The 14,289-nt window shown below is 53.2% G+C and carries 13 protein-coding genes; 9 read left to right on the top strand and 4 right to left on the bottom strand.

What is annotated here, in order from left to right; translation table 11 throughout:
• Positions 1-7 precede the first annotated feature (7 nt).
• A complete protein-coding gene (locus ABD843_RS02015) occupies positions 8-1,432 on the bottom strand; it encodes a sigma-54-dependent transcriptional regulator (RefSeq protein ID WP_345077731.1) in 1,425 nt (474 codons plus the stop codon).
• Between the two features lie 267 nt (positions 1,433-1,699).
• On the opposite strand from ABD843_RS02015, the gene ABD843_RS02010 reads away from it, so the two are divergent.
• Entirely contained in the window at positions 1,700-2,590 is an 891-nt protein-coding gene (locus tag ABD843_RS02010) for a T9SS type A sorting domain-containing protein (RefSeq protein WP_345077728.1), read from the top strand.
• 48 nt (positions 2,591-2,638) lie between these two features.
• Here the strand turns inward: ABD843_RS02010 and ABD843_RS02005 are convergent, their stop codons facing one another.
• Together ABD843_RS02005 and leuS are read right to left on the bottom strand one after the other, a co-directional pair.
• A complete protein-coding gene (locus tag ABD843_RS02005; RefSeq protein ID WP_345077725.1) occupies positions 2,639-3,607 on the bottom strand; it encodes a glycosyltransferase family 2 protein in 969 nt (322 codons plus the stop codon).
• 23 nt (positions 3,608-3,630) lie between these two features.
• Complete coding sequence (gene leuS, locus ABD843_RS02000) at positions 3,631-7,050, bottom strand: leucine--tRNA ligase (RefSeq protein WP_345077722.1); 3,420 nt, start codon at positions 7,048-7,050, stop codon at positions 3,631-3,633.
• A gap of 290 nt (positions 7,051-7,340) precedes the next feature.
• Here leuS and ABD843_RS01995 point away from each other — a divergent pair, with 290 nt between their 5' ends.
• The 8 genes from ABD843_RS01995 to ABD843_RS01960 all read left to right on the top strand — a co-directional run bounded on the left by ABD843_RS01995 (position 7,341) and on the right by ABD843_RS01960 (position 13,744).
• The gene (locus ABD843_RS01995; protein WP_345077719.1) at positions 7,341-7,733 is read left to right on the top strand and encodes a hypothetical protein; all 393 of its coding nucleotides are present in this window, start codon (positions 7,341-7,343) and stop codon (positions 7,731-7,733) included.
• 24 nt (positions 7,734-7,757) lie between these two features.
• The gene (locus tag ABD843_RS01990; RefSeq protein ID WP_345077717.1) at positions 7,758-7,958 is read left to right on the top strand and encodes a hypothetical protein; all 201 of its coding nucleotides are present in this window, start codon (positions 7,758-7,760) and stop codon (positions 7,956-7,958) included.
• A gap of 11 nt (positions 7,959-7,969) precedes the next feature.
• A complete protein-coding gene (locus ABD843_RS01985) occupies positions 7,970-8,743 on the top strand; it encodes an MbnP family protein (RefSeq protein WP_345077714.1) in 774 nt (257 codons plus the stop codon).
• A gap of 43 nt (positions 8,744-8,786) precedes the next feature.
• On the top strand, positions 8,787-9,836 hold the full coding sequence (locus ABD843_RS01980; protein WP_345077711.1) for a cytochrome-c peroxidase: 1,050 nt from the start codon (positions 8,787-8,789) through the stop codon (positions 9,834-9,836).
• A gap of 9 nt (positions 9,837-9,845) precedes the next feature.
• Positions 9,846-10,250, top strand: coding sequence for a hypothetical protein (locus ABD843_RS01975; protein WP_345077708.1), 405 nt, complete (start codon positions 9,846-9,848; stop codon positions 10,248-10,250).
• Between the two features lie 108 nt (positions 10,251-10,358).
• Positions 10,359-12,023 (top strand): MFS transporter, encoded by a 1,665-nt coding sequence (locus ABD843_RS01970; protein WP_345077704.1) that lies wholly within the window; start codon positions 10,359-10,361, stop codon positions 12,021-12,023.
• Positions 12,024-12,101: 78 nt separating this feature from the next.
• Positions 12,102-13,043, top strand: coding sequence for an ROK family protein (locus ABD843_RS01965; protein WP_345077701.1), 942 nt, complete (start codon positions 12,102-12,104; stop codon positions 13,041-13,043).
• A 44-nt stretch (positions 13,044-13,087) separates the two neighbouring features.
• Positions 13,088-13,744 (top strand): alpha/beta fold hydrolase, encoded by a 657-nt coding sequence (locus ABD843_RS01960; RefSeq protein WP_345077699.1) that lies wholly within the window; start codon positions 13,088-13,090, stop codon positions 13,742-13,744.
• A 7-nt stretch (positions 13,745-13,751) separates the two neighbouring features.
• Here ABD843_RS01960 and ABD843_RS01955 read toward each other — a convergent pair whose 3' ends face one another.
• Positions 13,752-14,288 carry a dTDP-4-dehydrorhamnose 3,5-epimerase family protein gene (locus ABD843_RS01955; protein WP_345077696.1) on the bottom strand — a complete coding sequence of 179 codons (537 nt, stop codon included), beginning with the start codon at positions 14,286-14,288 and terminating at the stop codon, positions 13,752-13,754.
• Between the last annotated feature and the right edge of the window lies 1 nt (position 14,289).

Raw genomic sequence — 14,289 nt, 5'->3', positions numbered from 1 at the left:
TCTTCCGCTATTGATCGAACTCCTTGAATTGCTTCATCTTGTTGTACAAGGTCTTGCGGTCCACATTCAGCAGCCGCGCGGCCTTGCTTTTGTTGTACCCTGCCTTTTTAAGGGCTTCCAGTATCACGTTATACTCTGCATCTATATTGGCGGCCTTCAGCTTGCCGGCGAACGAGCCCGACCCCAGCGCCCGCTCCTGGGCCACGGTACTATCTGCCGATGCCTGGTGATCGAACTGCAGGCGCGAATAATTGGCTATCTCGAACGGCAGTGAGCGCACGCCTATCAGCGACCCCTCCGAAAGCAGTGTGGCACGCTTTATCACATTCTTCAGCTCCCTGAGGTTGCCATACCACACATAGTTCTCCAGTATATCCTTCACCTCGGGCTCGAAGCCCTGCACATCTTTGCACAGCTCTGTATTGGTAAGCTGCAGAAAGTAATGCGCAAAGAGCATGATGTCCTTCTTCCTGTCGCGCAGGGGCGGCACGTCTATGCTGAACTCGTTGAAACGGTGATAAAGATCCTCCCTGAACTTGCCCGCACGCGCCAGGTCCCACAGGCGTTCGTTGCTGGCTATTATGATGCGTACATCTATATCTATATCCTTGGTACCGCCTACGCGCCTTATCTTCCGCTCCTGCACCACGCGCAGCAGCGATACCTGTATGTCGTATGAAAGGTTGCCTATCTCATCGAGGAAGATGGTGCCGGTATCGGCCAGTTCCAGGCTGCCTGTCTTGCGGGCTATGGCGCCGGTAAAGGCCCCCTTCTCGTGCCCGAAGAGCTCGCTGCCGGCCAGCTCGCGCGAGAGCGCACCGCAGTCTATGGCTATGAAAGGCTTATCGGCACGGGTGCTTTTGAGGTGTATCTGCCGGGCTATCACTTCCTTGCCGCTGCCGCTTTCGCCATATATGATAACGCTGAAATTGGTGGGCGCCACAAGGTCTACCTGCTTCATAATGGTGCCGAACTGGGCACTGTTGCCTGTGAGGAAGGCGTTGTCTATAAAACCTTTAGCGGCTGCCTGGCGTGTGGGCTTGCCCTCTGTCACCGGTTCGGTATGGTTATTGGCCACGGCCAGCGCCTGCCGTATGGTCACCAGTATCTCATCGGGGAAGAGCGGTTTTGTCACATAGTCGTGGGCACCCAGCTTTATCACTTCTACGGCGTCCTTTACATCGCTGTAGCCGGTTATAACTATCACGGCGGCATTGGGGTGCATCTCCCTTATGCTGGGGAGCAGCTCGGTAGCTGTCATATCTTCCAGCCTGAAATCGCACAATACGAGGTCGGGCGTGTTATCGCGCATCCACGCTATAGCGGTAGCGCCACTGCGCACATTATCGGTCTCATAATTGTTCTTGGACAGGAACCGGGTAAGCAAGGTCCGTATATCATTATCATCGTCAACTATCAGTATCCTGTACATAAATGGTCTGTCATTACAAAGTTAAGCCAGATATGCGACGAGCGCATCATAGCGAGGGTAGAGCAAGCGTATCAAACTTAATCAATTTTCGGTTCAAAAGCAACGGAAAACCAAAACAGTTCTGCCATATGCGATATGGTCTCTTTCATCCGATCGTCATATGTGGTCTGTTTTTAAATGAGCAGAACATATTATGGCCGTTCTTTTTTATTTTGGTACGGAAATTGCTACATCACAGGTATCACTTTAAACCAAACACATTGTACAATGAGAAAAACCTTTACTCTTATCGCATTACTTTCGGGAATAGCGGCCGCACAGGCACAGATCGCATTCCCATCGGCCAACGCCACATGGACAGAGCGCCATGGACAGGGCGAGGCCGCTCCCTCCTACGCTATCATCGGTCTTAAAAGCAGCGATGTGGTGATAGGCGGTGTTACCTATCACAAAGTATACCGCTCTACCAACGATGCGGTACTGGATGAAAGCGAATACATAGGCGGCCTGCGCGAAGACGCAGGCAAGGTGTACTATATGGGTGCATCGGCATCGGCAGAAAAACTGATATATGACTTCAATGTAGCGGTAGGCGATACCATAACCGACCCCGCCACCGGCACGAAGAACGGTGTGGTACACAGCATAGAAACGGTAATGATAGGCAGTGTGTCGCACAAGCGCATCAACTTCAGGCAGTTCTCATCTACCAATGCATGGCCCATAGGCTCATGGATAGATGGTATAGGCAACAGCAGCCTGGGTGGCCTGCTGGGATCGCCCATGATGCAGCCTACATGCGATTGTGGCACTAATACAGTATGCCTTACAAAGAACAGCGTACAGGAATACAAGAACCCCGTATACGCATCGGTAGACTGCGAAAGCTCGGTATCTGCCGCCAGCGTAAAGATGAACATACCTGCAGTAGCCATAATGCCCAACCCCGTGACCGGCACCAGCCACCTGGCAGTACCAGCCGAAGGAAAATTTCACAGCATAGCCATCTATGACATGATGGGCCGTAAAGCCTATGATGCACCCCTGAACGGCGCTATGGACATAGCGATAAGCAAAGGCACCTTTGCCCCGGGCGTGTACATGTACCACCTAAGCGGTGCAAATGGCATTGTAACAGGTAAATTCACTGTAGAATAAACTACGGCTAAAAAATGACCTAAAAAGGCTGCTCTGGATGGAGCGGCCTTATTTTTTGCCCGCCAGGCGCAGCAGGCCGGGGGCGAACAGCAGTATGTGATAGTAGACCACCTCGCGCAGGTTCACTTTTTCGGCATATTTCAGGTATTGGGGAAAGTACCGCAGATAATTCCTGAAGCGGGCCATACCCCTTAGCTCGCGCGAGCCGAATATGAGGTCGGTCTTTGCCATTTCGTGGTACTTGCGGTTGAGGGCCTTATCGTACTTATGACCTGTATATTCGTTGAAGCCATTGAGCAGGGCCAGCAGCGCCTCCTCGCCTTTCCGCACCACATCACGGGTCTTGGTCTTGCCGCCTTCGTGATCGCGGTATACGGCCAGCGGGCCGGGAATGGCCTTTGCTACCCCACTGTGTGTGGCAAAGAGCTGTATGGGAATATCGCCCATCAACGCATACTCGAAAAAGGGAGGGTATGGCTGCGGCGGCAGCACACTGCGACGAAAGAGTATAGTAGGTGTGGGTATGATATTGCGGTCGGTACGGATAACATCTTCTATAGTGACGGTATCGGTATCCAGCACGGTAAAGTAGTGATCATAGGGTTTGTTCCAGCCTATATCGTCCTGTATGTGAACGGAGGAGAAACAGAGGCTTACCGATGGATCGGCCTCCAGCAGGTCTACCTGTTTTTGCAGCTTGTGCATATCGCACCAATAGTCATCACCCTCGCACATGGCTATGTACTTGCCGGTACAGGCCTTCAGGGTACGCATGCCATTGCGCACTGCGCCCAGGTTCTCGGTGGCGGGCAGCAGGTCTATGATGTGCGGGTAGCGGGCGGCATATTCCTCGCATATGGCACGGGTACCATCGGGACTACAGTCCTCGCCCAGCACTACCCGGAAGTCGAAATTGGTGACCTGGCCTACAAGGCTGTCCAGGCACTGCGCTATGAAACGCTCGTGCCTGTAGGTGATAACGAATATGCTGACAAGGGGTGTCTTCTGCTGGCTCATATATATGCCGGGAGCGTGGCTGGCTATACCACCACGTTCACCATTTTACCTTTTACGAATATTATCTTCTTAGGCTCTTTGCCCTCCAGCCATTTCAGCACGGTAGGGTCGGCCAGTACGGCCTGCTCTACCTCGGCCTGCCCGGCATCGGCAGCGAAGGCCAACTCGGCACGCTTCTTCCCATTTACCGATATGGCATAGTTGATGCTGCTTTCGGCTATCAGGCTATCATCATGCTGCGAGAAGGCGGCATCCAGTACGGTACCCTTGTTGCCAAGGGCGTTCTGCCACAGCTCCTCGGCTATGTGGGGCGCAAAGGGCGCCAGTATAATCGCAAGTGGTTCCAATACGGCACGCTTGCGGCAGCCTAGGGCCGAAAGCTCGTTCACACATATCATGAACTGGCTCACAGAGGTATTGAAAGAGAAACGCTCTATATCCTCACTCACCTTTTTGATGGTCTTGTGCAGCGACCGCAGCTCGTCGGCCGTGGGTGCCTCGTCGGTCACCACCCAGCCCTTCTGCTCATCGGCATAGAGGCGCCACAGCTTTTTCAGGAAGCGGTGTACCCCCTCTATGCCCTTGGTGTCCCATGGCTTGCTGGCATCCAGCGGGCCCAGGAACATCTCGTACATACGGAAGGTATCTGCGCCATACTGCCTTACAATATCATCGGGGTTAACGACATTGTACTTCGATTTGGACATTTTTTCCACTTCTGCTCCGCAGATATATTTGCCGTCCTCCAGTATAAATTCAGCATCGGCATATTCAGGTCGCCATTTTTTGAAGGCTTCGATGTCCATCTCTACCCCATCTACGAAATTCACATCTACACGCAGTGGTGTAACATCATATTGTTTCCTTAACCCCGCAGATACGAACTTATTGGAACCGTTCACACGGTAAGCAAACCTCGAGCCCCCCTGTATCATCCCCTGGTTCATCAGCTTCTTGAAGGGTTCGTCGAAACCTATGTAGCCTAGGTCGTGGAGAGTTTTTGTCCACATACGGCTGTAGAGCAGGTGGCCTACGGCATGCTCGGTACCACCTATATACAGGTCTACCTGCTGCCAGTAGTCCATGGCCTTGCGGCTGGCAAATTCGGTATCGTTGTGCGGGTCCATATACCGCAGGAAGTACCAGCTACTGCCTGCATAGCCGGGCATGGTATTGGTCTCGCGAAGTGCCTCGGGCCTCTCCCCGACCCTCTCCAAAGGAGAGGGAGGTGTGTCGTAGCCTTGAGTGTTCACCCTTACCCATTCGGGTATATTGGCTAAAGGGCCCTGACCTTCGGGGCCGGGGCTGTAGCTTTTTACATGGGGTAGCTCTACAGGCAGTGTATTTATTGCCGGGTCTGCTATCTCATCGGTGCCATATGGCACATCGTTCACATATACTATGGGAAAAGGCTCGCCCCAGTAGCGCTGGCGGCTGAAGCCCGCATCGCGCAGGCGGTAGTTGATACGACGGCTGCCTGTGCCCATTTTCTCCAATGTGGCTATCACTGCCTCAGCACCATCGGCTATGGTCATGCCGGTCACAAAGTCGCTATTGTGCAGGGTACCCGTCTTTTCGGTATAGGCCGCCTCGCCGGTATAGCTGTCGCCAAAAATGTTAGTGATGGGTATGTTAAAGTATCGCGCAAAGGCATGGTCACGGTCGTCGCCGCTGGGTACAGCCATTATAGCACCCGTACCATAACCCGCCAGTACATATTCAGATATCCAAATGGGGATATCTTTACCAGAGAGAGGATGTATAGCATAAGCACCTGTAAAACATCCTGTTACCTGCTTTACTTCACTCATTCGTTCACGTTCCGACCGGCTCTTTACATATTGCCTGTAGGTGTCTATGGCTTCGCGCTGGGCGGGAATGGTAATGCTATCTACCAGTTCGTGCTCAGGTGCCAGCACCATAAAGTCCACGCCGAAGATGGTGTCGGGACGGGTGGTGAAGACCGACAAAAACCTCTCTCCAACCCTCTCCGAAGGATGTGCAGAAGTCCCTCCCGACCTCCCCTTCGGGGAGGAGATGAGCTGTTCGGAAAGTTGGCCTTTTATTTTCTCAAGAACTGAGTCTATGCTTGTAAGTACTTCTTCATTTGAGAACCGAATGAGCGAGAAACCTCGTTCGTTCAAATTTTCAGTTCTCGCTCTGTCCTCTATCGTCTGCTCTTTATGTATACCGCCATCCACCTCAACTATCAAATTATGGGTAAGGCATACAAAATCTGCAATGAACTTACCAATGATATGTTGCCTGCGAAATTTGACATCAAGCCCTTCTTTTCTTAAATACTGCCACAACATATCTTCTGCTTCGGTAGGGTTGTTCTTTAGCTCTTTCTTGAACTGTTTCAGATCGTTATAAACCTTATGATCTGCGGTCTGCCACCCCTCTTTTTCACGAAGGAGAACATCTCCCTCCCCCTCGGGGAGGGCCGGGGTGGGGCTTTCTATAAACTCTGTTTCAGCCCCTCCCGACCTCCCCAAAGGGGAGGAGGTGAACTGCGAATGCTCATGATCTTGCAGCCCACCACCCTCTCCTTTGGAGAGGGACGGGGAGAGGTCGAACCTCACCTCTGCCCCACTGCTCTTTCCTATCCAGTTGCGCTGCATCTCCTTCATGGCCTCGGTCCAGTCCAGGTCGTCCAGCCCGGTCAGCAGGCGGTCGGCATACTCGGTTATCCGCAGGAACCACTGGCGCATGTTCTTTCGCTCTACAGGATGCCCGCCACGCTCCGATACCCCGTTCACCACCTCGTCATTGGCCAGTACAGTACCTAAAGCTTCGCACCACCAGACCTGTGCATATCCCTGATAAGCAATACGATAGTTCATCAGTGCATCACGCCGTTCTTTCTCACCGAAAGCGGTCCATTCTGCAGCGTTAAATACAAGTTTACCATCGCCGGGGCAGGGTTGGTTCACATTTCCCTCCTGCTCAAAGATGGCTGTGAGCGCCTCTATAGGCTGTGCCTTTTGCTCCTTCCTGTTATACCAGCTATGGAAGAGCTGCAGGAATATCCATTGCGTCCATTTATAATATTGAGGGTCGCTGGTGCGTACCTCGCGGCTCCAGTCGTAGCAGAAACCTATATTATCCAGTTGCTCGCGGTAGCGGTCTATGTTCTTCTTAGTGGTATCGGCAGGGTGCTGGCCTGTTTCTATTGCATACTGCTCGGCAGGCAGGCCAAAGGCATCGTACCCCATAGGGTGCAGCACATTGTAACCCCTCAGCCGCTTGTATCGCGCATATATATCAGATGCTATATAGCCCAGCGGGTGGCCCACATGCAGCCCGGCTCCGCTTGGGTACGGGAACATATCCAGCACATAGCACTTCGGCTTATCGCTATCGTTCGATACCTTGTATATCTGTTCATCGTTCCAGTACTGTTTCCAGTGTCTTTCTATCTTGGAGAAATCGTATTCCATATTATTTGAAGGCAAAATACAGCAGGCGATCGGCCCCTGCATGAGTGTACCGGCAAAAATACAAAACTAAAGCAGGTGTAGTATGCCATATCCTTAGGGGTGTATCCAATGCATGTTCCCTACCCTGCCGGTGCGGCTGATAATGGTCATACTATCGTTTTTTTAACAAATACCCGGTGCCCCGTACCGGATCTTTGCTTAATTTTAGCATTGTACCAGCCATAATTAATGCATTGCCCAGTACATATCGGCACGATATGTGCAGTGCAGCATTACATAGTTCAAGCATTATGAAAAAGAAACTTTTATTTATCGCCGCTGCGTTATTGATCACAGCTACCTCTTTCGGGCAGGCCAAGTTCAACGACTGGCCCGAGATGAGAACATTCAACTCTATACTGGCAGAGACCTTTCACCCTGCCGAGGAGGGCGATCTGAAACCGATAAAGAGCCGTTCGCACGAGCTGTTCCAGAACGCCAAGCTGATAAACATATCGCCCATGCCCGAGAAATACGACAACGAGGCGGTACGCAAAATGGTGAAAAAGCTAGTAAAAGAGACCGACAAGCTGAACGCCCTGATAGTGCGCGATGAGCAAAGCACCGCAGTAATGAAACAACTGAACGTGGTACACGATACCTACCACGAGATAGCAGGCATGTGCAAGAAAGAAGAAAAATAAACAGACGAACAAAAGACACATAGCATGAAAAGAACAGACATTACACTGGCCATAGCTACCGCCATAGCGCTGATAGTAGTGGCCCTATGGAAAGATGTGGCCGCTAACGGCACCACAGCCCCCATCTGGAAAATGCTGCCTGCCGTGGCCATACTGATGGTGGCCGGCCTGTCGGCGAGGCTGTATACGCTGGCCGAAAAATTCAAACAAGGACAAAAGAACTAAGCCATACAGAGATGAAAGGAGCTATACGCACAATGATACTGGCGGCCATGGCCAGCCTGGCACTTGCCTCTTGCGAGAAGAAAGACCCGCCACAGCCCGACCCCGACCCTACCGGCACCGGGAAGGTAGTGATGGAATTCTTCAACAAGGTGGGTACCGCCGACCTGGTGCTGAACGACAAAGCATATGTGAACGAGCATGGCGATACTTTCAAGGTGAGCCTGTTCAAATACTACATCAGCAATGTGAAGCTCAATGGCGCTAAAGGCACCTATACCGAGACCGAAAGCTATCACCTGCTGGACCAGGCCGATAAGCCAAATATGAACTTTACGATGTCCAACGTACCATACGACACCTATACCAGCGTAACGCTGACGATAGGTGTGGACAGCACCCGCAATGTATCGGGCGCGCAGACAGGTGCGCTGGACCCCGTGAAGGACATGTTCTGGACATGGAGCACAGGCTACATAATGCTGAAGCTGGAAGGCAGCTCGCCAAAGTCGCCGGCCACCGGGGGCACCATATCGTTCCATGCGGGGGGCTATGCCGGGCAATATGCCACACAGCGCACGATGACCCTCTCCCTGCCCACCGCTATAACGGTAAATGACAATGGCGAGAACCATGTGCATGTAGATGCCGATGTGCTAAGGCTGTTCAAGGCCCCAACGGTGTTCGACTTCTCTGCCCTGTATGCCATCAACTCTGCCGGGCAAAAGGCCAAGGACCTTGCGGACAATTATGCGAATATGCTATCTGTATCTTACGCAGGACTATAAGTATATCTGTTGATAGCCTAACTTTGTATACATAAGTTACAGCATGAGAAAAGCGATAGCCATATGCATATGTGCCCTGGTAATGGCCAGTGTGTGGATAGCAGGATGCAAAAAAGAGACCATAGACCCCGGCACATGGCAACTGGTATCATTCACCGTTCCCAAGGGGTGGCCACAGCCTGCATATACCTTTGATGGCAACAAGCTCACCTACGACGGCTTTGTGCTGGGCCGCAAGCTATTCTACGATGTGCGGCTGTCGCGCGATAGCAGTATCTCCTGCGGGAGTTGCCACCAGCAGTTCGCCTCTTTCGCCAACCTGGGGCACGATGTGAGCCATGGCGTAGCCAATAAGGTAGGCATCCGCAACTCGCCCGGCCTGGCCAATATGGCGTGGCATACCTCCTTCTTCTGGGACGGCGGCGTGAACCACCTGGAGAACCAGCCGATAAACCCCATACAGAACCCCGTAGAGATGGATCTGCCTATGGCCGATGTGGTGACGAGGGTAAAGATGGCCGCAGACTATAAAGAAATGTTCATAAGGGCATTTGGCGATGAGCTGGTGAACTCGCAGCGCATATTCAAGGCCATGGCACAGTTCATGGGCACTATGGTATCGGACGATTCGAAGTATGACAAATATTCGCGCGGGGAAGCAGGCGGTACCTTTACCGAACAAGAACTGCGCGGACTGGAACTGGTACGCCGCAATTGCGCTACCTGCCACAAAGAGCCCCTTTTCTCCGACTTCTCCTTCCGCAACAATGGCCTGAGCCCCGTGATAGGCGTGAACGATAGCGGCCGTGCACACATAACCCACGATGCTGCCGACCTGTACAAATTCAAAGTACCATCGCTGCGCGATGTGGCCGTTACCGCGCCCTATATGCACGATGGCCGCATAAAGACACTGGAAGATGTAGTGGAGCACTACCGCACAGGCGTAGCGGCATCGCCCACCACCGATGCCGCCGTGGCAGGTGGTATAAATATGACCGACCAGGACAAAAAAGATATTGTGAGCTTCCTGAAGACACTCACAGACAGTACATTCATCAGCAGCAAACTTTTTGCCGAACCCGCCAAATAAGGACCATCTATGAAACCACGCCATCTGCTATCTATAGCCATACCTGTACTGCTGGCCGCTACCGGCTGCCAGCACGAACCCTTTCGCCCTATAGGCGGCAAGGGGGGCAATGCCACCCTGATGATATACCCTCAGCATCATGGCAATGCGGTGAACCTGGACAGCATGATGGTATTCATAAAATATGATGCCCTTGATGCACCTGCCAATGGTAGATATGACGACTCTGCCACCTGTACCCGTACCGGATCTATAGTTTCCTGTTCCTTTAGCGGCCTGTGGAACGGCAACTACTACCTATATGCCCGCGGGTACGACCATAATGTGAGCCAGGCAGTGCAGGGAGGTATAAAATATACGGTCGTTGTTCAGCAGACCATAAACCTGATGCTGCCCGTAAGCGAGCGCCACTAGTACATCTTTTTAGTTCTATTCCTATAGCAACGGCCTAAAGGGCCGCTACGCTCCTTTTATGCTGCAACTTTCCGTTTTATCGCTATCTTTCGGAGAAATGATGACAGCATGAGCGAAATGCAGCAAAAAGCGCCCGGCAAGGCCAGTTCGGGTGCGTTGTCGGTACTGGTAACGGTGTTCTTCTTCTGGGGTTTCATAGCGGCAGGCAATGGGGTGTTCATACCCTTTTGCAAGCACTATTTCCACCTCGATCAGTTCCAGTCGCAGTTGATAGACTTCGCATTCTATCTCGCATACTACTTCGGTGCGCTGGCGCTTTATTTCATAGCATCGGTACTGGGTAAAGACCTCATAGCCCGCTGGGGATATAAGAACAGCATAGTGTTCGGCCTGCTGTTCTCGGCCATCGGCGCCCTCATCATGATACTGGCCGTGAATGCCAATACCTTTTCGGGCATGCTGGCAGGCCTGTTCGCCGTGGCGCTGGGCTTTTCCCTGCAGCAAACAGCGGCCAATCCCTTTGCGGCCCTGCTGGGCCCACCCGAGACAGGCGCACACCGCATCACCCTCGGTGGCGGCATCAACTCCTTCGGTACGGCCATAGGGCCCATCATAGTGGCGCTGGCCCTCTTTGGCACCACCATAGCCAAAGATGACCAGATAAACTCGCTGGGGCTGGACAAAGTGACCATACTCTATGCATGCGTAGGCGCCCTCTTCGTTATAGCTGCCGGGCTGTTCTTCTTCTCCAAAAAACTGCCATCGGGCCAGTACCAGACCGATAACGAACGGTCGCCAATGGCAGTAAGAGCCTTGCTGATAATGACCATACTGCTGGTGGCCGTGTTCGTACCGGTGTTCAGCAGCTACCGCATAGAGACCACCGATACTACTGTGCTGGCCTCTTTGCAGACAGAACGCTTTATGTGGCTGCTGGCCGGGCTGGGCGTTATCATAGCTACCCTGCTGCTGTCGCTGGGCATGGCCCGCAGCAAGCCCACCGGCTGGGGCGCCATGCAGTACCCCCAGCTGGTGCTGGGCATGCTGGCCATATTCACCTATGTGGGCGTAGAGGTGACCATACAAAGCAACCTGGGCGAGCTGCTGAAACAGCCCTCATTTGGCGGGTACGAGTCCTCTCAGGTGGCCCCCTTCATATCGGTATACTGGGGCAGCCTTATGATAGGCCGCTGGACGGGGTCTATAAAGATATTCGAGCCATCGGGCATGATGCGCACGGTGCTGCTGGTGTTCGTACCGCTGGCGGCGTTTGGCGTGGTACTGGCCGTGAATGCCGTAGCCAACAATGACATCACTCCGTTCTATGCCTACCTGTCGTGCGTGGCCATACAGGTGGTGGCCTTCTACCTTACGCAAGACAAGCCCGCCACCACCCTCATGGTATTCTCGTTGCTGGGCATGGCGTTCATGCTGGCAGGCATATTCGCCACGGGGCGCATAGCCACCTATGCGTTCCTCAGCGGTGGTCTGTTCTGCTCCATCATGTGGCCCTGCATCTTCGTGCTGGCCATAGCGGGCCTGGGCAAATACACATCGCAGGGCTCGGCCTTCCTCATCATGATGATACTGGGCGGCGCCATCATTCCCCCCATACAGGGCAAGCTGGCCGATATACCCTCTATAGGCATACACCGCTCTTACTGGGTACCGGCCATAGGGTTCGGCTACCTGGCGTGGTTCGGCTATGCGGTGCGCCGCATACTGCAAAAGCAGGGCATAGACTATGATGCTACCATAGGCGGGGGACATTAAAAAGCTATCATCAACAACACTACGATCACCATTTCCATTTCCTCTACTGAAAAGAGGGACCCGAACAAAACAACTCTTATGACACGACCACTGGCACTAGGCATAGATATAGGAGGTACCAATACCAAATACGGTATCGTGAACAGGCGGGGCGAGATAGTGACCAAAGGCAGCATGCCTACCACAGGTCATGCCACCGCGCACGAGTATGTGAACGCCCTGCGCGATCAGTTGCAACCCCTGATAGACGAGGCCGGGCATGGCAATATAACAGGCGTAGGTATAGGCGCTCCCAACGGCAATTTCTTTACCGGTGAAATAGCATTTGCCCCCAACCTGCCATGGCGCGGCGTGATACCGCTGGCCAAAATGCTGAACGAGGCCCTGCACCTGCCCTGCACCCTTACCAACGATGCCAATGCCGCCACCATAGGCGAAATGATGTATGGCGCGGCCAAAGGGATGAACGACTTTGTACTGGTGACACTGGGCACAGGTCTGGGCAGCGGCTTTGTGGCCAATGGCAAACTCATATATGGCCATGATGGCTTTGCGGGCGAGCTGGGTCACCTCATAGCCGTGCGCGATGGCCGTATGTGCGGCTGTGGCCGCAGGGGCTGCCTGGAGACCTACTGCTCTGCCACGGGTATAGTGCTCACAGCCAAGGAATGGCTGGCACAACGCAACGATGCCACCGTACTGCGCGAGCATGCAGGTCACCTCACATCGCATATGATACACGAGGCTGCCGAGCAGGGCGATGCCTTTGCGCTAGAGCTGTTCGAGTTCACGGGCAAGATACTGGGGCAGACACTGGCCGATGTGATGGTCATCACCTCGCCGGAGGCCTTTATCTTCTTTGGCGGGCTGGCACGAGCCGGCGAGCTGCTGCTGGCCCCTACCCGAAGGCATATGGAGAACAATATGCTGAACGTTTTTAAGAACAAAGTAGCCTTTATACTCTCTGCCCTGCCCGATGCCGATGCCGCCATACTGGGGGCCAGTGCGCTGGTATGGTAAACCTCTCCCCGTCCCTCTCCAAAGGAGAGGGAGGTACATAGCAAATGGAACACAATAAGAACATATACTGCATAAGCGGACTGGGAGCCGACCAGCGCCTTTTTGCCAACCTGGAGATAGAGGGGCATACCCTCGTACCCCTGCCGTGGGTACCCTATGACGAGGACGATACCATGGCCGGCTATGCTACAAAGATGTTCCATACCATACCCGAGGCCGACCCTATCGTTATGGGGCTTTCCTTTGGCGGCATGCTGACGGTGGAGATGTGCAAGGCGCATAAGGTACGGCATGGCATACTGGTATCGAGCGCGAAGACGCGAAAGGAACTGGGTTATAATATATCGGTACTACTGGCGCAGAGCGCCATGGACATATTGCCCGACAGCGCCTTCAATACCCCTTTCTGGTTCGAGCTCTTCAGCCTCGGATCGCATACCGACGAGGAAAGAAAACTACTGCGGCAGATCATATCGGACTACGACCCGAAGTTCGTGCAATGGTGCATAAAAGCACTGTTATCGTGGGAAAACACCGAGGCACCTGCCAACATATGGCACATACATGGTACCGCAGACCGGGTCATAACGCCCTCCTCTGTAAAGCCCGACCATTGGGTAAAAGGTGGTAGCCACATAATGGTCTACAACCGTGCGGCCGAAGTAAGCGCATGGATAGCCGAACAGCTTAAAGGCCTATAGACACCTCTTAGAAAGGACTCTTGAGATCGGCCAGTGTACCGAAAGAAAGGTCGCGGGCAGATATGATGGGCTCCTTTACCCCCCAGTCGAAACCGATACTGTCGTACCGTATACCTGTATCATGATCTCGGCTATACTCTGTAGATACCAGGTAATAAGTCATAGCGCCATCGGTAAGGGCTTTGAAGCCATGCGCAAAACCCTCGGGTATGAAGTAGGCCATATGGTTGTCCTCGCTCAACTCGTGCGCATAGTACTGCCCATAAGTGGCAGAGCCGGCCCGCAGGTCCACTATCACATCCAGTATGGCGCCCCTGGGGCAGAACACCACCTTACTGTGGTGGTGCGGTGGCAACTGAAAGTGCATGCCGCGTATCACATCCTTGTGCGAGAAGGAAAAATAGCTTTCGCGCAGGGTGAAGGATATACCTGCTGCCGCCAGTGAGGTATCATGAAAGGTCTTCACAAAAGTGCCTCTCACATCCTGCGAGGACGGAAGTGTGATGAGGTATGCGCCCTCTAGTGGCAGTGGTAGCAGTTGCATT

Source organism: Nemorincola caseinilytica, from assembly GCF_039540515.1.
In the GTDB taxonomy this organism is placed as follows: domain Bacteria; phylum Bacteroidota; class Bacteroidia; order Chitinophagales; family Chitinophagaceae; genus Nemorincola; species Nemorincola caseinilytica.
Note: the sequence above shows the minus strand (reverse complement) of the source record. Positions and strands in the feature narration are given on the sequence as shown.